Here is a 19389-nt window from a genome sequence, read left to right as displayed (position 1 = left end):
CGGCCGGAGCGCGTCGTGCGCCCCGGCCGCCGGGGCCGGTGTCCGTACGGGAAGCCGCCGCCCGGAAGGGGGAGGCGGGCCGCCGTCAGTCGTGCGTCGGCTTGATGCCGAGCGGGGCGGCGATCTCCGCCGCCATCACCGCGCCCGCTTCCCTCTCCAGCTGGAGGTCGTCGGTGTCGGTGTCCGTGTCCAGGCCGTCCAGCTCGTCGAGCGGGGTGTCGAGGCGGACGTGGGCCACCAGCGACTGGAGGGCGCGCAGGGACGCCGACGCGGTGGGGCCCCAGTTCGACAGGTAGGAGAACTGCCACCACCACAGCGCCTCGCTGACCCGCCCGGCCCGGTAGTGGGCCATGCCGTGGCGCAGGTCCGTGATCACGTCGGCGAGGTCGTCGGAGATGCGGCAGGCGACCGGGGCGCTGCGCGCGTACGGGTCGAAGACCTCCGAGTAGACGTCCACCGGGTCCAGCAGCCGCGCGAGCCGCATGCGCAGCTCGTCGACGTCCGGCTCCGGGCCGGTGTCCGGCTCGTACCGCTCCTCGGGGACGATGTCCTCGTGGGCGCCGAGGCGTCCGCCCGCGAGCATCAGCTGGGAGACTTCCAGCAGCAGGTAGGGGACGGCGCTGTCCGGCTCGTCCCCCTTGGCCACCTCGGCGACCGCCACGAGAAAACTCTCGATCTGGTCCGCGATCTGCACCGCGAAGTCGTCCGGGCTCCGGTCCGGGGCACGGTCCGGGTTGCGGGTCTCGGGCATGGCTTCAGACATCGAGCAGTCTTCTCCCCTCGAAGGCACGTCCCAGCGTGACCTCGTCGGCGTACTCCAGGTCTCCTCCGACGGGGAGGCCGCTGGCCAGCCTGGTCACGCGCAGGCCCATGGAGGACACCATGCGCGCGAGGTACGTGGCCGTCGCCTCCCCTTCGAGGTTGGGGTCCGTGGCCAGGATCAGCTCGGTGACGGTGCCGTCGGCGAGCCGGGCCAGCAGTTCCCTGATCCGCAGATCGTCCGGGCCCACGCCCTCGATCGGGCTGATCGCGCCGCCGAGCACGTGGTAGCGCCCGCGGAACTCGCGCGTCCGCTCGATGGCCACGACGTCCTTGGGCTCCTCCACGACGCAGATGACCGACGGATCGCGGCGCTGGTCCAGACAGACCCTGCACCGCTCGGCCTCCGCGACGTTGCCGCAGACCTCGCAGAACCGGACTTTCTCCTTCACCTCGGTCAGCGCGTGGGCGAGCCGGCGGACGTCCGTCGGCTCGGCCTGCAGGATGTGGAAGGCGATCCGCTGCGCGCTCTTGGGACCGACGCCGGGCAGCCTGCCCAGTTCGTCGATGAGGTCCTGAACCACGCCTTCGTACACGACCGCCTACTCCGCTCTTCCTGCTCTGCCCTTGTCGCTCTCGCGCGGCCCCGCCCTGACCGTACGCTCGTTTCCGCTTTTCGGGGCGGCATGCCCACGGCACGCCGCCCGTGCCGGACCGTCGTCAGAACGGCATGCCGGGCATGCCGCCGAGCCCCTGGGCGAGGGGGCCGAGCTTCTGCTGCTGGAGCTCCTGCGCGGAGCCGTTGGCGTCGCGGACGGCCGCGAGGACCAGGTCGGCGAGGGTCTCGGTGTCCTCCGGGTCCACCGCCCGGGGGTCGATCACGAGGCCCTTGAGTTCACCGGCCCCGGAGACCGTCGCCTTCACCAGGCCGCCTCCCGCCGATCCCTCGACGTCGGTCTCGGCCAGCTCCTGCTGGGCCGCAGCGAGGTCCTGCTGCATCTTCTGGGCCTGCTGAAGCAGCTGCTGCATGTTGGGCTGGCCACCACCGGGAATCACGGCTTCGCTCCTGGCTCGTCGACGACGTGTGCGTACGCGTGCTCACCACGCGCGTACCCACCTTGTACTCCGTACCCCTGAGCGTACGCGTTCCCCCGGTGTCTTGGCCTCGTCATGCCCGGACGTTCCCGTCTCCGCCGGACGGCGGCCGGACGGCCGTCACTCGTGGTACAGCTCCTCCAGCACCGTCGCGCCCAGCTCGCGCACGATCAGATCGTGGCCGGACAGGGCGGTGTCGTCCAGGTCCGGGTCGTCCTCGGCGGGCATGTCGTCCTCCGGCGCCACGGGAGGCGGGGGCGGCTCGGCCTCGTCGCGCGCCGGGGGCGCCTGCGGCCCGGACCGGTGCTGCGCGGCCGGCCGCTGCTGCGCGTACGGCGCGGGGGACGCGGCGGGGGCGGGAGGCGCCGCGACGGCGGCCGACCGGAAGGCGCCCGAGGACGGCGGGGCCTGCGCCTGCGGAGCCCCCGAGCCGCCGGAGGGGTCGACGACGGACTCGATCCGCCACTGCACGCCGAACGCGTCGGCCAGCGCGGCGCGCAGCACCTCCTCGCTGCCGCCGTTGACGAAGCTGTCGCGGGCGCCCTGGTTGGAGAAGCCGACCTGGAGCGTCGTCCCGTCGAAACCGGCGACGTGCGCGTTCTGGCTGAGCAGGATCCAGGTGAAGCGGCGCCTGCCCTTGACGGCCTCCAGGACGTCGGGCCACATCTGCCGCACCTGCGCGACCCCCTGCCCGCCGCCGGAGCCTCCCTGGGGGGCGGGGGCTTGGGATGCGGGGGCGGACGCGGGGGCCTGGAACGCGGGGGCGGACGCGGGCGCCGGGGTCTGCGGTGCGGGCGCGGCGGGGGCCGAGGCCGGTGTCGGCCACGCGCCGGGGCGGGCCTGGGGCTCCGCCGGGCCGCCGCCCGCTCCCCCCGTCCCGCCCGCCGCCGTCGGCCAGGCGCCGGGGCGCCTGCCGCCGTCCGGGGCGGGCTCGCCCCCGGACTGCCGGGCGGGCTGGGAAGGCTGGGGTGCCGGAGGTGCCGGGGACGCCGGGTGAGCCTGTACGGGCGGCGGGCCCTGCGGTGCCGGCGCCCCCTGCTGCCCCGCCGGCGCCGTACGGGCCGCGGCCGGGCCGCCGCCCGGCGCCGGAGGCACCGCCGCGGGCGGCGGGCCCACGGGGGCACCGCCCCCGATCGGTCCGCCGGCGAGGCTCGCCCCCCGCTCCAGACGGTCCAGCCGGGCCTGGAGCGAACGCTCGTCCCCGTACGCCGCGGGCAGCAGCACCCTGGCGCAGATCAGCTCCAGCTGGAGCCGCGGCGAGGTCGCGCCGCGCATGGCCGTCAGGCCCTCGTTGACGATGTCCGCCGCCCGGCTCAGCTCGGCCGGGCCGAAGACCGACGCCTGGGCCGCCATCCTCTCCACCACGTCGGCGGGGGCGTCGATCAGGCCCTTCTCCGCCGCGTCGGGCACGGCCGCCAGGACCACCAGGTCCCGCAGCCGCTCCAGCAGGTCGGCGACGAAGCGCCGCGGCTCGTGCCCGCCCTCGATCACCCGGTCGACCACCTCGAAGGCGGCCGCCCCGTCGCCCGCCGCGAAGGCGTCCACCACGGAGTCCAGCAGCGCGCCGTCGGTGTAGCCCAGCAGCGAGGTGGCCATGGCGTACGTCACGCCGGCCTCGCCCGCGCCCGCCAGCAGCTGGTCCATCACCGACATCGAGTCACGCACGGAACCGGCCCCGGCGCGTACGACCAGGGGCAGGACCCCGTCCTCCACGGGGATCGCCTCGCGTTCGCACACCGCGGCGAGGTAGTCGCGCAGGGTGCCCGGCGGCACCAGGCGGAACGGGTAGTGGTGGGTGCGCGACCGGATCGTGCCGATGACCTTCTCCGGCTCGGTCGTCGCGAAGATGAACTTCAGGTGCTCCGGCGGCTCCTCGACCACCTTCAGCAGGGCGTTGAAGCCCGCCGAGGTGACCATGTGCGCCTCGTCGATGATGTAGATCTTGTAGCGGCTGGAGGCGGGGCCGAAGAACGCCTTCTCGCGCAGCTCGCGGGCGTCGTCCACACCGCCGTGCGACGCGGCGTCGATCTCGATGACGTCGATCGACCCCGGCCCGTTGCGCGCCAGGTCCCGGCAGGACTGGCACTCGCCGCACGGATCCGGCGTCGGGCCCTTCTCGCAGTTCAGGCAGCGGGCGAGGATGCGCGCACTGGTCGTCTTGCCGCAGCCGCGCGGCCCGCTGAAGAGGTACGCGTGGTTGACCCGGTTGTTGCGGAGAGCCTGCTGGAGGGGGTCGGTGACATGCTCCTGCCCGATGACCTCGGAGAAGGCCTCGGGTCGGTAGCGGCGGTACAGCGCGAGGGACGACACGTCTCCGACGATATCGGCCCCCACCGACAACCGTGCCCCCGCGGGAACGGGGGCACCGGGAAAGCAGGCGCCCCCCACGCACCCGCCAGAGCTCACCTACCCTTGCTGCCTTCCGGCCCTGGGGGAGTTCAGCGAGATGGCGCCACGTGAGGGGCTGCGCCCAGCCTACCGGATGCCGGGGAGTGCCCGGACCGGGGGGAGGGACCCGGGATCCCCCGGACGGCGGCCCGGGAAGCGGGTTCGCGACCACTCCCCCGCGTCATGTAATGTTTCCGGCGGAGGATTCGCCTAGAGGCCTAGGGCGCACGCTTGGAAAGCGTGTTGGGGGCAACCCCTCACGAGTTCGAATCTCGTATCCTCCGCCAGTGCCTCACCGGGCACGATGTCGAAGGGCCCCACCGTCCGCGGTGGGGCCCTTCGACGTGTTCCGTCTCCGGTTCGCTGCGCGGCTCCCGGAGCGTGGGCTCCCCGGTCCTCGTCCGGCGGAGCGGCGGTGGCGGCGGTTTCCGGTCGGCCGCTTCGACGGGCGTCCGCGGGGACGCCGGAAGGCCGAGGCGCTCGGCGCGGCCCCGCCCCCGTCCTCCGCGCCCGCCCGCCGGGGCGGACGGAAGGGCCCCGACCGATCGCGGTCGGGGCCCTCGCGGGTGCCCGGTCTGGCCGGGGCCGTTGTGTCAGAACAGGCCCTTGTAGCCTCCCCAGCCGGTGGCGATCTTCGTGCGGCCGGTGAAGGTGCCCCGGCCGGTGCCGTTGTTGCGGTAGAGGACGCCGTTGGTGTCGCGGACGATGATGTCGGCGTGGCCGTCGCCGGTGATGTCGCCGGCGCCGATCAGGGTGTTGTACGACAGGCCCCAGCCGGTGGCGAGCTGGACGCGTTCCTTGAGCAGGCCGGTGCCGGTGCCGTCGTAGCGGAAGAGGGCGCCGTCCTTGCGGTGGGCCAGGACGTCGCCGTGGCCGTCGCCGGTCAGGTCGCCCACTCCGACGACCTTGGTGTACGTCGTCCACGCCGAGCGGATCTTCCTGGCCGCCGCCAGCGTGCCGTCGCTCTTCGCGGCGAAGAGGTGGATGTCGCCGGTGGAGGCCTGGCGGGCGAGCAGGTCGGCGCGGCCGTCGCCGGTCAGGTCGCCGGGTGAGGTGAGGATGTTGTACGCGCCCCAGCCGGTGCCCAGTGTCCGGTAGGGGGTGGTGGGTGTCAGCGGTTTGCCGCAGCCCGGCCGGTAGCCGCGCAGCGAGCCGTCCGTCATCCGCACCAGCACGTCGTTGCACCGGTCGCCGTCGAGGTCCCCGAACGGCACCGCCACCACCGACGCCGACCACCCCGAGGCACTGGTCTTGCCGGAGAAACCGCCGAAGCCGTCGCCCTGCTGGAACGTCAGCCAGCCGCCCGTGCTCACCGTGAGCAGGTCGCCCACGCCGTCCGGCCGGGCGTTCGGCCCGGCGTGGTCCCTCGGGGCCGCCGCGACGGTGAGCGCGGCGGACTCGGCCGTGCCGCTCCGCAGGCCGCTCTTGCGGGCGGTGACGGCGACCGTCAGCTTCTTGTGCAGCAGCGAGGAGTGGATCCGGTAGGTGGCGGCGGTGGCCCCCTCGATCGCCTGGCCGTCGGCCTTCCACTGGTAGGCGTAGGAGTCCGGGGTGGCCGACCAGGCGCCGGGGGTGGCGGTGACCTCGGCCCCGGCACGCGCGGTGCCGGTGATCCCCGGCGCCGCCGTGTTCTCCAGCGGGGCCGGGGTGACGGTGAAGGTGCCCTCGGCGTACTCGTGGCCCCTGTGGGTGACGACGCTGAGGGACCAGTCGCCCGCGGCGGCGCCCGTGAGGTCGAGGACGGCCGTCAGCTTCGTCCAGTCGGCCGAGACCGAGGTGGCGGTGGACTCCAGGGTCGTGCCGGACCGGGTGATCCGGACCTTGTCGTCCTCGTGCAGGGCGGTACCCGTCACCGTCACCGTCACCTTGCCGCCGCTCGCGCCGACGGCTGGGGTGACCGAGCCGACGGTGACCCGTTCGACGCCGCACGGCGCGGTCGCGCAGGCGAACCGGGCGCTGTACTCGGTCCGCGACGCCTTCTCGGGCAGGCCGAGGACCAGGATGCTCGGTACGACCTCCCTGGTGTACGGCTCGCTCACATCGCACTTCCAGGTGGTGGGGTACAGCCAGCAGCCGTTGTCCAGGCTGGGGTCGTACAGCGCGGGCACGGCCGTCTCGGCGCCTCCGGCGGTGTCGCTGATCTCGGCGTCGAAGCGGTCGGCGTACTTGGTGGGCAGCGCCGCGCAGACGGCGGTGTGCTGCTCGTCCAGGGTGCCGGTGATCGGGCCGTACCCGTAACTGATCTTCGAGACCTCGGCGCACTCCTCGGCCGGACCGTCGGCCGTGGCGATGCGCAGGGCGTCGAAGCGGTAGGAGTCGGCGGCCTGCTTGGTCACCGGAACGGTGACGAGCACCTGGTAGCTGGTGGAGCCGGTGACCGCGCAGGACGTGGTGCCGTAGTCGCAGACCGCCCCGCCGTCCGCGCCGTAGCCCACGATGTGCGCGGTGCCCAGCGGGTCGCGGACGTTGAGGTGCAGGACGTCCCCGGCGTCACCGGTGGTCACCCGGCGGCACAGCAGCGTGCCCGGCGCGCCCGGTGTGCCGGCGGTGGACGGACCGCCCACCGCCGTCGCCGGGGTGGTGGTGCAGCCCTCCGCGCCGGCGGTGACGTCGCGGCGGGCGAGGGTGTACTCGGCGGGCCGGTCGTACGCCGTGACCAGCACCGTGTGCGCGACGCCCGGGGTGAGGCCGCAGGTGCTCCAGGGGGCGGTGGAGGGGTGGGTGGCGCAGACCTCCCTGCCGTCCGCGTCCACCACCGAGAACCGCGCGGCGGGCGTGCTGGAGATCCCCCGGAGCTGGATGTTCTCCATCCGGCTGTGGCCGTCGGCCGGGATGGTCAGGCAGTGCGAGAAGACGCCGTCACCGGTGGCGAACCGGGCCGAGGCGCCGCCGGCGGTGAAGTCGCCCGCCGGGACGGCCCGGCAGTCGCCCGCCTCGTCCGTGCGGTGCAGCGCGATGCGGTACGAGCCGGTCGGCCGGTCGTCGTCGTCGGTGGAGACCAGGGCCCGGAACGGGGCGGTGCCGGTGAGTTCGCAGCTGCCCCTCTCGAGGGCGCCCCCGGTGCACCGCTGCTCGCCGTCGGCGTCGACGACGATGACCTCCGGGTGGGGCGGGAGGCCGCCCAGGGGGGTCAGCGCGGCCAACCGGGCGCCCTCGGGCAGCGGCAGCGTCAGGCAGTCGGTCTCGCCCGCCGCGTCGAAGGTCCCCTGGTGGGCGCCGAGTCCGACCGGTTCGCAGCCGGCGGAGGAGGCCCGGTCGAGGACGACGACCGACTGGTCGGTGAGCAGGGTGTAGTCACCGGCGGCGGGCAGGGCGCAGGGGGACTCCCATCCCTCGCAGACGGTCCTCCCGGCCCGGTCGTACACGGCGATCGGGACGCGCTGGTGGGACGAGGAGACCTGGTACACCTCGTAGGTGCCGGCGGCCGGAGCGGTGAAGACCTTGCAGCCGGTGGGCGGGTCCGCGGCGGTGGGCGCGGAGCCGTAGGCGTTCACGGGGACGCTCGCGCAGCCCTCGGGATCGGAGAGCCGGCGGACCTCCAGGCGGTAGTCGGCGGGGAAGCCGCCCTCCGCGTCCTCCACGTGGAGGAGGATCCGGTAGGGGCCGTCGCCGGGCAGTACGCAGCCCTTGCCGCCGTCGGCGGGGGAGTACGGGCAGATCCGGGCTCCGGTCCCGTCGGTGATCCAGCTCCTGAGCCCTCCGGACCTGACGGTGCGGGCGTCGACGACGATCCGCTCGCCGGGCTTCGCGGTGAACGGGTGGCACAGGACGCCGACGGGGGAGGCCGCGGAACCGGTGACGGGGGCGGTGTCCCAGGACGTGCCGGTCTCCGGCTCGCAGCCGTCGGTGGTGGCGAGGGAGGTGACGGCGGCCGTGAACTCGTCCGCGTCCACACCGTGGTTGCTGATCTTCAGGGTGAAGGCGCCCGTGCGGGGGAGATCGCACCAGCCGCGGCTGTCCCACTCGCCGTGGCAGTCCAGCGGGGTCCCGCCGTCGAAGACCCCGGCGTAGGTGTCCAGGCCCTCGCCGTCCAGCAGGACGCGGTGCAGGCCGGTCCGCTCGGCGGTGAAGGTGTAGCAGACGCTCCCGGCGGCCGGGAGCGCCGTCCTGACCGCGGCGGGGCCCGGATCGCCGAAGGGGGCGAGGGGCAGGGGCGCGCAGTCGCCGTCGGCGGTGGGCTCGGACTCGGCGCCGGACGTGGTCGCGGCTTCGGTCCCGGCTTCGGTCGCGGTTTCGGCGGTGGCATCGACCCCGGCTTCGACCCCGGCTTCGGTGATGGGCGCGGGCTCGGCCCCGGCCGCGGGTCCGTCGGATGCCCGCGCGGCGCTCACCGGCAGCAGCAGGGACAGCAGGACGGAGAGCGCGAGGAGCGGGGCGGTGTACGCCACGGGTCTCCCGCGTGTACACAGGCGTCGGTGCATCTGGTTCCCCCCGGGGACCGTTCGGACGACTTCGGACGAGACGAAGAGGACGGACGCCGAGCGGGTCGTCGCCGCGGGAGGCGCGGCCGGCGCGTGGCGGGGCGTCCGGTGATCGTGAGAAGCGATTGATGATCGCACAGACGTCCTACAGGGGGGAAAGCGCATTCCGGCTCCCCGTCCGCCGCGCCCCTCGCCGGGGCGGGCCACCGCGCCGTCCCGCCGTCCCGTCACCCGCGCAGCAGCGCCTCCAGTGCCTCCAGTACCTCCAGTGCCTCCGCCGCCGTGGCCGGCGCCGCGAAGCCGGGGGCACCCGCCGGACCCCCGGCCGGCGGGCCGCCCGCGCCGGGGTCAGCGGTGCCGGCGCGCCCCCCTCGTACGGGCGGCGACCGCGGCGGACCGGGGGCACGACCGCCGGACGACCGCGGCGCGAGCGGCAGGGTGTTCAATACCTCGGCATCCGGACGCCTCGGCCCGCCGAGGGACGGCGTCCGGTCCCCGGCCCGTAGCGCCGCAGACGACGCGTCACGGCCGGGTCCGCACACGAACGGCACCCTCCCGAGGACCGGTCGCCCGGCTTCCGAGCCCCCGGAGACACACCCGCACACGGGCGCCCGCGCACACCGCACTCACCCGGGCGCAGCACCTCTCCCTGTCCGTCTACCTGAGGAGACCGTCTGTGTACGAGCGAGGAGACTCCGCCGTCCGGTCCAGGCCCCAGCCCTGCGACGACATCCCGGACCTCGCGTCCGGCCTGGTCGAGCTCGCGCGGAAGGTCCACGACCAGGCCGTCGTACTGGCCTCGGCGATGGACACGGCCGGCCCCGCCGTCCTGCCGGCTCCCGTTCCGCACCTCACCCGCCTGGACACCCCCCAGGAGATCGACGACGCGATCCGGGGCGCTCTGGGCTCCGTGGGGCAGGAGGTGCTGACGGCCCAGCCCGGCGGACCGCGACCCCGGCACGTACTGGCCGGGGCCCTGGAGTCCGTCCGCCGGCAACTGTGCTCCGGGATCGCCATGCGCACCCTGTACCAGCACAGCGCCCGCTTCGACGAGGCCACCAAGGAGTACGTGCGCACGGTGACCGGGTACGGGGCCGAGGTGCGCACCCTGCCCGAGTTCTTCGAGCGGGTGATCATCGTGGACCGCTCGGTGGCCTTCGTCCCCGGCAGCAGCGACCGCACCAGGGCGCTCCGGGTGACCGAGCCCTCGCTGATCGGGTTCCTCGTCGACGTCTTCGAACGCGCCTGGGACCGCGCGGAGGACTTCCCCTTCGTGCCGACCCGATCGGCGGACGCCGCCCCCGAGGTCATCCCCTCGCTCCACGAGTCGATCAAGAAGCTCCTGGTGGCGGGTTACTCGGACCGGGCCATCGCACGGCGCATGGGCATCAGCGAGCGGTCGCTCCAGACGCACGTCGGCCGGATCAAGGAGCAGTACGGGGCCGAGAACCGGCTGCAGCTCGGCTTCCTGCTCGGCCGCGCGGAGGGCTGGGGGCTCTCGGAGGGCTGAGGGAACCGGGGAGCCGAGGAGCCCGGGGGGCCGAAGGCCCGGACCGGGGCCGGCGGCAGCGGCCCGGAAGCGTGCGCGACCGGAGGCGCGGGCGGTGTCCGACACGATCGGCCGGACACCGCCCGCGCTCCTACGCGGCCTGCCGCTGTGCGGCATCGAGCAACCGCCCGAACTTCCGGCGGGCCCCGGCGATCTGGTCGGCCAGGAGCCGCCCGACCTGGTCGGCCGTCCAGGAGCCGGACGGCCCGGCGGGCTCCGCGATGACCTCCCAGGCGTCCCACCAGGTGCCGCCCGCGCAGCGCTCCTGGCCGTGCTCGCGGAACACCGCCTCGACACGCAGCGGCAGAGCGCCGTCCGGCCCGGTCACCCCGATCCTGACGGTGAAGTCGGCCTCCGGCACCCACAGCCGGATCCGGTGGCCGATGAACGAGGCCTTGACGAGGCCCGGGATCCCCTGGCTCGAGATCGCGTGGGCCAGCCGTACCGCCGACCCCTCGATCCGGGGAGCGCGCCGCCCGTTCACGCCGCCCCCTCCTTCCGCTTCGCGGCGGACCTCGAGGAGTTCCGCGCGGCCTCGCGCAGCACCGTCAGGTAGAAGGCCGGGTAGCTGCGCTCCACGTACTTCGCCAGATCGCTCACCTCGCCGTGCCGGTCCCTGAGGCGGTTGATCGACACCGTCATCGCGGCGTGGTGCTCGACGTGCAGGTTGTTGCCGTTGGTGTACCAGGTGCTGAACCGGCTGCCCCTGATGGAGCGGGTGTTGCGCAGCACGTCGGTGGTGTCCGTGTCGCACAGGATGTGCTCGGGGAGTTCCAGGAAGAAGTGCAGGGGGACCGCCACGAGCAGCGGCAGGAGCCACAGCTCCAGCACGGGGCCGCCGTGGCCCGCGACCGCCAGGAGGACCGCGGCCACCGGCAGGACCACCATCCACCGGTACTCCGAGACGACCTCGCGGCGGCGGCGGTCGGAGATCTCCCCGGCGTCGTAGCGCCAGGTGCCCCGCCAGGCCCGGGCGACGTCCCGGGCCACCGTGAGCAGCCGCCCGTAGTCGAACGCGCCGCGCGCGAGCATGCGCCAGGTGATCGGTTCGCGCGGATCGAAGCCGAAGAACTCCGAGTCCATCGGGGTGCCCAGGTACTTGTGGTGCTGAAGGTGCCGCACCCGGTAGTGGGTGTACGACACCAGGAGCGGGAGGCCGAGCGGCACGCCCGCCACCCGGTGGGGGCGGGCGGTCGTGAAGGCGCTGTGGTGCAGGCACTGGTGCTGCAGCTCCACCGCGTGCGTGTAGACGGCGGCGAGCAGGACGATGCCGGCCGCGGACGGCAGCAGGCCGTCCTGGAGCGCGAGGAGCGCTCCCGCTGCGACGAGCGCCGCCGCGGCCGCGAGTTTGGCGATGAAGACGGACTGGTCGTGCCCGGTGACCCTGGCCCGCGCGTACAGGAGCGCGGGTCTGGCCGCCGGTGTCTCTGCGGTTGCCATGGTGTCCACCTGTCCTCGGGGTCCGGCGCGGCCTAGCGCAGTTCCCTCATCGCGTCCCAGATCCGCTGGTAGTAGCTGTTGGCCACGCGCACACGGGTCAGGACGCCGAGGGATATCTCCCGCAGCAGCTCGGGCGAGCGGTCGACGAGGGGCACGAAGACCCCCTCGAACCACTCCGCCCCGTGGTCCGCGTCCACGTGGACGTGGATCCGCTGGTAGTCGATGACGTCCTCGGGGACGCCCAGCCTGCGGCAGCCGTCGACCATCGCCTGGAAGCGCGGCGAGGCGCTCTGCTCCAGGACGCCCATGGCGCCCAGCGCGCGGGGGTTGAGGTGGCGGTGGACGCCGTACTGGAGGAGCAGGGCGGCGTTCTCGTACGCCTCGGCGAAGTGCAGGTTCGAGTAGTCGACGCCGGCCGCGTCGAGGTGGGCGCGCATGTAGCGGGCGGAGTGCTCGAACATGCGCGTGTGCACGTGCTCGATGTTCCCCTCGCCCATCTCGTCCCAGTAGTTCTCGGCGATGGTGAGCTTGGTGTGGCCCTGGGTGCCGATCTGCACCATGGCCATCAGGTCGTCGAACTTGCTGTCCACCAGCTCCTCGCCCATGAAGAAGAGGGCGATCTCGTTCAGCGTGGCTTCCTCGGCGAGGTAGCGGCAGAACTCCGGCTGGGTGTGCAGGTCCGCGGTCCTGAGGAACCACCCGCGGAACTCCTCGCCCGTCCTGGGCAGGGAGTCGGCGCCGACCCGGCCGTCCTCCCAGGCCAGCCAGGCGTCCTCGATGGCCGCTATGTCGCTGTCGTGGTTGAGCCGGGGGATCGAGGAGAAGTCCTCGGGCCCCGCCATGTAGGCGACGTAGTGGGCGTGGAGCCGGCGGAAGATCCTCAGCCGGACGTCGCGGTCGCCTTCCCCCACGGCCGGAAAGGCCTTTTCCAGATCCTGTTCGAGGGAGCCGGCCGAAGTGATCGGGTTGTGCTCCACAGCAACAGTGCTCATAATTCCCGAGTCCTTTTCCGTGAGCTGCTTCCTTCACCTGAGATTCTGCCGTTCCCGGCATCCACGGAAAAGGACTCCGATGGTTCAGGTAACCGCACTGCGGGAAGTCACCGGGTTAATTCCGTCGATTTCCGCGTCACCGGAGCCCTTGCCGGATCCGGCGACCTCGCCGCCATCACCGGAATTCTTCTCCCGCGCCACCACGAACACCCCGGCGATCACCAGCGCCATTCCCAGCAGGTGGTGGAGACGGAACTCCTCGTGCAGCAGCAGCACGGAGAGGACCGTGCCGCTGACGGGCGTGACCGCGGTGAACGCGGCCACCACCGTGGTGTCGACGGAGTCCAGGCTGTCGTACATGAGGACGACCGCCACCCCGTTGATGGCCACACCGGTGTAGATCATCAGCGCCCACGTCTGCCAGGAGACCTGGGCGAGGCCGGCGCCCCAGCCGGACTCGATCCCGGCGGGCACGAGGAACATCAGCGCGCCCGCGACGGACAGGATCAGGGAGAGCCTGGCGGGGGGAATGGGGGTGGACAGCAGTTTCCCGAAGGTGACGAAGACCGCCTCGCACAGCACCGAGCAGACCAGCAGCAGCGCGCCCAGCGCCACATGGGAGCCCGCCGCGCCCTCGGAGCTCTGCGAACTCATCACGTTGATGCTGACGGCGCCCACCACGGCCAGCACGATGCCGGTGCCGCGGCGCGAGGAGAGCCGCTCGCCCAGGAAGAGCAGGGCGACCAGGCTGATGGAGATCGGCACCATCCCCAGGATGACGCCGGCCTCGATGGCGCCGGTGAACTTCACCCCGTACATGGCGAAGACGCTGAACAGGAACACGCCGAGGAACGTCTGCGCGAAGAGCACCGCGCCGTCCCGGCGGCCGGGCCGGACCGCCGGCCCCCTCCCCCTCAGCCGGACGTAGAGCGCCAGCAGGGCCGCGGCGCTGACCAGTCTGACGAACGTGGCCGTGAAGACGGGCACTTCGCGCAGGATCAGTTTGCTCGCGACCAGGTACGAGCCCAGGAGGACGGTCGCCACCGTCATCTTCACGTGGACGGCGCGCATCACACGCTCCGGGCCGCTGCGGCCACCGGCCCGAACGCGTACTCCACGATGGCCCTGGTGTGGACGTCCACGGTGTCGATCACCGGGGCGCCGACGTCCTGCGCGCGGACCACCAGGGGGATCTCCGTGCAGGCCAGGACCAGCGCCTCGGCGCCGCCGCCGAGCAGGTCGCGGGCGATGCGCGCGAAGCGGTCGCGGGTGGCCCGCGAGATGTCCCCGGTGCACAGCTCGCGCTCTATGGACTCCTGCATGAACGCCCGGTCGGCGGCCTCCGGCACCATCACCTCGATGCCCTGGGCGGCGAACCGGTCGCGGTAGAAGGCCTGCTCCATGGAGAAGGCCGAGCCGAGCAGTCCGACCCGGGAGAACCCGCGGTGCGCGGTCTCCTCCGCGGTGGCCCGGCAGATGTCGACCATCGGCAGCGACACCCGCTCGCCGATCAGGTCCGCGTACTCGTGGACCGTGTTGCAGCACACGGCGAAGAAGTCCGCCCCGGACCGCTCCAGGCGCAGGGCCGCGGCGGCTATCTCGGCCGCCACCGCACGGCCGTCGCGGGCCGCCAGCCATTCCACCATGGGCTGGAAATCGAGGCTCTCAAGCACGATACGAGGTGAGTGCGCCTTTCCCAGGCGCGCGTTCACCAGGCGATTTATCCGGTCGTAGTACGTGATCGTCGAAGGGAAACTCAGTCCGCCGACGAGGCCGATCCGGAGAATTCGCTCGGCGGCCTCCTCCCCGTGTTCACCGCGCATGACGCATCCTCCTCTTCCTCCCGTTCCATCCCACGTCCCTGGTCTCTTCCACCGCTCCTCCTGACAATTCCGGTTTCCCGACTGTGCACGGGCCCGGCGCCCCGTGGGGGGTCCGTCATGGTTCGGTTCTCCGCAGTGCGGTGATCCCTCCGCTCCGCCGCCGGGTCCGCCCGGTCCCGCGTGGCCGCCCGTCCGGGTGTCAGTCCGGGGTGTCAGTCCGGGGTGTCCGTCCGCTCCGGCCCGCGGCGCCTTCATGCGGTGAGCATGGACCCGCTCACGGGGTGAAGTCCATCTAAATGTCCTTCACTGTTTGTTAAGTTGAACTCATGCTTGATGTGAAGCGCATGGTGATGCTGCGCGACCTGGCCGAATACGGGAAAGTGAGCGTCGTCGCCGACCTCCACGGGGTGACCCCGTCCGCGGTCTCGCAGCAGCTGCGGACCCTGGAGGCCGAGGCCGGGACGGCGCTGCTGCTCCGGCAGGGGCGCGGTCTGCGGCTCACCTCGGCCGGCGCGGCCCTCGCCGCCCAGTGCGAGCACGTACTCGCCGCGCTGGAGCGGGCCGAGGGCGCCGTCCGGGCCCTGGACACCGAACTCAGCGGCGAACTGGCCGTCGGCTGCGCCCCCAGCGCCCTGCACAGCGTGGCGGCGCCGCTCGTCGCCGAACTGGCCGCCCGGCACCCCCGGCTCCGGCCGCGGATCGTCCAGTCCGAGCCGGCGGAGTCCGTGCCCCTGCTCAAGCGGCACGTCCTCGACCTGGCGGTGTCGTACCGCTACCACCTGCTCGGATCGCCGCGGCCGGACGGTGTCACCGCGGTGGCGCTCTTCGACGACCCCCTGGTGCTCGCCGTGCCCGGCGAACTGCGCGGGGCGGTGGAGGAGGACGGCCTCCCGGCGCTGCGGGAGCGGTCCTGGATCTCGGCCCCGGAGTCCAGCAGCTGCCACGAGGTACTGCTGCACGCCTGCCGCAACGCGGGCTTCACCCCGCGGATCGAGCACCGCTGCGGCGATCTGCGCGCGGCCCTCTCGCTCGTGGCCACCGGACTGGCCGTGACGATCCTGCCGCGGCTGCTGTGCGACGGCCCGCCGCCGGGCGTCGCGGTCCTGCCCCTCACCGGCCGGGGCAGGACGATCGAGGCACTGGTGCGCTCGGGCTCCGAGCGGCAGCCCGCGATCGCGGCCACCCTGGCCGTGCTCACCTCGCTCGGCGCACCGTGAGGCGGCGGCCGGGGCGAGCCGTCCTTCCCCACCGTCCCCGTCCTCCCTCGCCGTCCCGTCACCCGCGCAGCATCGCCTCCAGGGCCTCCGCCGTGGCCGACGCGGCGAAGTCGAAGGGCTCGATGACGAGGTCGACCCCCGCCGCGCGCAGCTGCTCGGCGGCGCGCCGGCTGTGGGCGGTGACGGCGACGCCTCCCCGGTAGCCGTGGTGCCGCAGGCCGTGCAGCAGGACCTTGTTGGTCTCCAGCAGGGGGATGGTGCTGATCACGCAGCGGGCCCGGGCCAGGGGCAGGGTCTCCAGGAAGTGGACGTCCTCGGCGCTGCCGAAGACCGCGGCCACCCCCTCCCGGTCGTTGCGCGTCACGCGGTGCGGGTCGTAGTCGACCGCCAGGACCCGGTGCCCGGCGCCGCCGAGCCGGTCCGCCAGCAGACCGCCGAAGCGGCCGAGCCCGTAGAGGATCACGTCGGTGTCGCGGTGGGAGCCGGTGAGCTCGGTGCGGACGCTGTCGGCCCGCTCGAACCTCTCCAGCCGGCGTCCGAGGCGCCCGTAGAGCCGGTGGGAGTAGAGGATCAGGTACGTGGAGCCGCCGATGGTGACCAGCCCGACGACGGTGACCAGGCTGACGGTGGCGCTCGTGATGTGGCCGAGGCTGTTGCCGAGGGCGGCCAGGATGAGGGAGAACTCCGAGATCTGGGCGACCGTCAGCCCGGCGAGGAAGCCCACCCGGACCGGGTAGCGCATGGCGGTCATGATCGCGATGACGATGAGCGGGTTGCCGATGAGCACGAACGCCGAGAAGACCAGCGCCTCGGTGATCTGCGTGCCCGTGTCGGAGAACTCCAGCCGGGCGCCCAGCTCGAGGAAGAAGAACAGCAGCAGGAAGTCGCGCAGGCTGACCAGCCGGGCCCCCAGGGCGTCCCGGTAGGGGGTGCCCGCCAGCGAGACCCCGGCCAGGAACGCCCCGACCTCGGAGCTGAAGCCGAGCCACTCGGTCAGCGCGGCGACCGAGACGGCGTAGGCCATGCCGAAGAGCACCAGCAGCTCCTGGGAACGGGCGGCACGGTGCAGCAGGCCGGGGAGGACGTAGCGCATCAGCACGGCGACGCCGGCCAGCAGGCCCAGGCCCCTGGCGAAGACCAGGGCCACCTCCAGGGCCATTTCGCCGCCGCTGCCGCCGACCCGCTGCCCGAAGGCCGTCAGGGCGATCATGACCAGCACCACGACGATGTCCTGGACGATCAGGAAACCCACCGCGATGCGCCCGTGGAGCTGCTCCAGCTCGCGCTTGTCGGACAGCAGCTTCACGATGATGATCGTGGACGAGAAGGTGAGCGCGATCGCCACGTAGAGCGCCGTCACGGCGTCCATGCCCAGCCCGAGCCCGATCAGGAAGCCGATCACCGAGGTGAACAGGACCTGGCCGAGCCCGGTGGCCAGCGCGATGGGCCCCGTGGTGCGGACCAGGTGCAGGTCGAGCCGGAGCCCGACCAGGAACAGCAGCACCGCGATGCCCAGCCGGGCGAGCAGCTCGACGGTGCCCTCGACCTCCACCAGGCCGGCGCCCGCGGGGCCGACCAGGATGCCGACGCCGATGAAGGCGACGATGAGCGGCTGCCGCAGCAGCGTCGCCAGCAGGCCCATGACGGCGGAGAGCGCCAGGACTGCGGCGACGAGGGGGAAGTCGTGCGGTTCCATGGCCTGCCCCGATCCCTGGCGCGGTCTCTTCGGCTCGGTCGCTCCGGTCCGGTCGCCGGCGCGGTCCCGGTGGGGACGCCGCGGTCACCGTCCGGTCGCCGTCCGGGGCGCGGTACGGGGCGCGGTACGGCGGGTGCGGCGGGTACGGCGTCCCGCGGGCGTCCCGTGGTGGCCGGAGCGCGCCGGAGGCGGTGGCGGGCGCTCGCCGGGGGCGGGGGGCGGTACGGGCCGGGGTGGCGCCGGGTACACCGGCATCACCCCCGGTCGACCGCTCCACACGCCCAGATTAGTGCGTCGTGCGGCATTGGGACCCATCGCGCGGAAAGCCCCTCCTGTGTGGGTTCAGGCATGTTTCACCAGGCTCCCCCTGGACACCCGCGCGGTCTCATCCATCAGAATGGGAAGTATGAGCGGAATCCACCACATGTGACGCGGCGCTCCCGCGGACCGCGCGCGCCGCGCCGCACCGGAGGAGGCACCGATGAAAGCCGTCGTCTACAAGGAACCGTTCAGCGTCGCCGTCGAGGAGGTCGAGGACCCCCGGATCCAGGCCCCCACGGACGTGATCGTCAAGGTCACCACGTCGTGCATCTGCGGATCCGACCTGCACATGTACGAGGGCCGCACCGGCGCGGAGCCGGGCATCGTGTTCGGCCACGAGAACATGGGGGTCGTCGAGGAGGTCGGCTCCGGGGTCGCGACGGTGAAGAAGGGCGACCGCGTCGTCATGCCGTTCAACGTCGCGTGCGGCTTCTGCCGGAACTGCCTGGCGGGCCGGACGGGCTTCTGCCTGACCGTCAACCCGGGCTTCGCCGGCGGCGCCTACGGCTACGTGTCGATGGGCCCCTACGCCGGTGGACAGGCGCAGTACGTGCGGGTGCCGTTCGCCGACTTCAACTGCCTGCAACTGCCCAAGGGCGAGGAGCACGAGGACGACTTCGCCCTGCTGGCCGACATCTTCCCCACCGGCTACCACGCCACCGAGCTGGCACAGGTCTCCCCAGGGGAGACGGTATGCGTGTTCGGCGCCGGACCGGTCGGGCTGATGGCGGCCTACTCCGCGGTCCTGCGCGGCGCGTCCCGCGTCTTCGTGGTCGACAAGCAGCCGGACCGGCTCCGCCTCGCGGGCCGGATCGGCGCGATCCCGGTCGACTACAGCAAGGGCGACGCCGCCGAGCAGATCCAGGAGCAGACCGACGGAGACGGCACGGACAAGGGGATCGACGCCGTCGGCTACCAGGCCACGGTCCCCGAGGGCGAGGAGCAGCCGGCGATGGTGCTCAACACCCTGGTCGAGGCCGTGCGTCCCACCGGGATGCTCGGGGTCGTCGGGCTGTACGTGCCGTCGGACCCCGGAGGCCCCAGCGAGAGCGCCAAGAAGGGCGAACTGCTCTTCAAGGTCGGCCGGTTCTTCGAGAAGGGCCTGCGGATGGGCACCGGCCAGGCGAACGTCAAGTCGTACAACCGCCAGCTGCGCGACATGATCATCGCCGGCCGGGCCAATCCCAGCTTCGTGGTCTCCCACCGGGTCCCGCTGGACGAGGCCCCGGACGCCTACCAGCACTTCGACCGGCGCGACGAGGGCTGGACCAAGGTGCTGCTCAAGCCCGCGATGAGCAACGGGCACAAGCGGGAGAAGGCCGCGGTGTAGCGGGGGAACCGGAGGAGGACCCGGCACAGGAGGACGGGAGGACGGCGCGGCACGTCGGCGCACGCGGGGACCACCGCTCCCCCGCGGCCCGCCGCGCGGTACGGGCCACCACAGGACCGCCGGCCGCGGACCGCGCCGTCCCCGTCCCCGTCCCGTCCCCGATCCCGCCGCAGCGGTGCGCAGGCGTCCGTCCCGCCGGGAGGACTCGCCGGGAAGGCCGGCCGGTAAGGGGCGGGCGGGGCACGAATCCCGACGAGGGGTCTTGACGGCCCACCTCAGCGCTCGTACCGTCGCGCCCGCTCCTTGAAACGAATCAATTGAAACGTATCAACCCAGTCCCTCCGGTATTCCGGCCCTC

At 73.0% G+C, this 19389-nt stretch carries 14 protein-coding genes, 1 tRNA gene and 1 other RNA gene; 4 read left to right on the top strand and 12 right to left on the bottom strand.

Features of this window, described 5'->3' with window-relative positions; all coding sequences use genetic code 11:
- Positions 1–85: 85 nt before the first annotated feature.
- The 5 genes from QC029_RS03100 to ffs form a co-directional block, all read right to left on the bottom strand.
- Positions 86–763 (bottom strand): DUF5063 domain-containing protein, encoded by a 678-nt coding sequence (locus QC029_RS03100; RefSeq protein ID WP_279553749.1) that lies wholly within the window; start codon positions 761–763, stop codon positions 86–88.
- On the bottom strand, positions 756–1355 hold the full coding sequence (recR, locus tag QC029_RS03095) for a recombination mediator RecR (RefSeq protein WP_279553748.1): 600 nt from the start codon (positions 1353–1355) through the stop codon (positions 756–758). Before recR ends, QC029_RS03100 begins: the two co-directional genes overlap by 8 nt.
- A 124-nt stretch (positions 1356–1479) precedes the next feature.
- Positions 1480–1815, bottom strand: a complete 336-nt coding sequence (locus QC029_RS03090) for a YbaB/EbfC family nucleoid-associated protein (protein WP_279553747.1) — start codon at positions 1813–1815, stop codon at positions 1480–1482.
- A gap of 159 nt (positions 1816–1974) precedes the next feature.
- Positions 1975–4164 carry a DNA polymerase III subunit gamma and tau gene (locus QC029_RS03085; RefSeq protein ID WP_279553746.1) on the bottom strand — a complete coding sequence of 730 codons (2190 nt, stop codon included), beginning with the start codon at positions 4162–4164 and terminating at the stop codon, positions 1975–1977.
- 62 nt (positions 4165–4226) lie between these two features.
- Positions 4227–4323, bottom strand: an RNA gene (gene ffs / locus QC029_RS03080) — signal recognition particle sRNA small type.
- 118 nt (positions 4324–4441) lie between these two features.
- On the opposite strand from ffs, the gene QC029_RS03075 reads away from it, so the two are divergent.
- Positions 4442–4529: transfer RNA gene (locus QC029_RS03075), tRNA-Ser, on the top strand.
- A gap of 306 nt (positions 4530–4835) precedes the next feature.
- Here QC029_RS03075 and QC029_RS03070 read toward each other — a convergent pair.
- Positions 4836–8630 carry an FG-GAP-like repeat-containing protein gene (locus QC029_RS03070; RefSeq protein WP_279553745.1) on the bottom strand — a complete coding sequence of 1265 codons (3795 nt, stop codon included), beginning with the start codon at positions 8628–8630 and terminating at the stop codon, positions 4836–4838.
- A 709-nt stretch (positions 8631–9339) separates the two neighbouring features.
- On the opposite strand from QC029_RS03070, the gene QC029_RS03065 reads away from it, so the two are divergent.
- Complete coding sequence (locus QC029_RS03065) at positions 9340–10173, top strand: LuxR family transcriptional regulator (RefSeq protein ID WP_279553744.1); 834 nt, start codon at positions 9340–9342, stop codon at positions 10171–10173.
- Positions 10174–10303: 130 nt separating this feature from the next.
- Here QC029_RS03065 and QC029_RS03060 read toward each other — a convergent pair whose 3' ends face one another.
- From QC029_RS03060 to QC029_RS03040, 5 genes are all read right to left on the bottom strand, one after another.
- Positions 10304–10696, bottom strand: a complete 393-nt coding sequence (locus QC029_RS03060; RefSeq protein WP_279553743.1) for a hypothetical protein — start codon at positions 10694–10696, stop codon at positions 10304–10306.
- Complete coding sequence (locus tag QC029_RS03055) at positions 10693–11652, bottom strand: fatty acid desaturase (RefSeq protein WP_279553742.1); 960 nt, start codon at positions 11650–11652, stop codon at positions 10693–10695. Before QC029_RS03055 ends, QC029_RS03060 begins: the two co-directional genes overlap by 4 nt.
- A gap of 32 nt (positions 11653–11684) precedes the next feature.
- Complete coding sequence (locus QC029_RS03050) at positions 11685–12644, bottom strand: iron-containing redox enzyme family protein (RefSeq protein ID WP_279553741.1); 960 nt, start codon at positions 12642–12644, stop codon at positions 11685–11687.
- Positions 12645–12728: 84 nt separating this feature from the next.
- Positions 12729–13715 (bottom strand): DMT family transporter, encoded by a 987-nt coding sequence (locus QC029_RS03045; RefSeq protein WP_279553740.1) that lies wholly within the window; start codon positions 13713–13715, stop codon positions 12729–12731.
- Positions 13715–14467 (bottom strand): aspartate/glutamate racemase family protein, encoded by a 753-nt coding sequence (locus tag QC029_RS03040; protein ID WP_279553739.1) that lies wholly within the window; start codon positions 14465–14467, stop codon positions 13715–13717. The genes QC029_RS03045 and QC029_RS03040 overlap by 1 nt, the downstream gene beginning before the upstream one ends.
- A 326-nt stretch (positions 14468–14793) precedes the next feature.
- On the opposite strand from QC029_RS03040, the gene QC029_RS03035 reads away from it, so the two are divergent.
- A complete protein-coding gene (locus QC029_RS03035) occupies positions 14794–15684 on the top strand; it encodes a LysR family transcriptional regulator (protein WP_279553738.1) in 891 nt (296 codons plus the stop codon).
- Between the two features lie 58 nt (positions 15685–15742).
- Here QC029_RS03035 and QC029_RS03030 read toward each other — a convergent pair whose 3' ends face one another.
- A complete protein-coding gene (locus QC029_RS03030) occupies positions 15743–17380 on the bottom strand; it encodes a cation:proton antiporter (RefSeq protein ID WP_279553737.1) in 1638 nt (545 codons plus the stop codon).
- Positions 17381–17861: 481 nt separating this feature from the next.
- Between QC029_RS03030 and QC029_RS03025 the strand changes: the two genes are divergently transcribed.
- Positions 17862–19031 carry a glutathione-independent formaldehyde dehydrogenase gene (locus tag QC029_RS03025; RefSeq protein WP_279553736.1) on the top strand — a complete coding sequence of 390 codons (1170 nt, stop codon included), beginning with the start codon at positions 17862–17864 and terminating at the stop codon, positions 19029–19031.
- Positions 19032–19389: the final 358 nt, after the last annotated feature.

The organism is Streptomyces sp. DH37 (genome assembly GCF_029813835.1).
Lineage (GTDB): Bacteria > Actinomycetota > Actinomycetes > Streptomycetales > Streptomycetaceae > Streptomyces.
The sequence above is the reverse complement of the archived record's forward strand: the minus strand, read 5'-3'. Positions and strand labels throughout refer to the sequence as shown.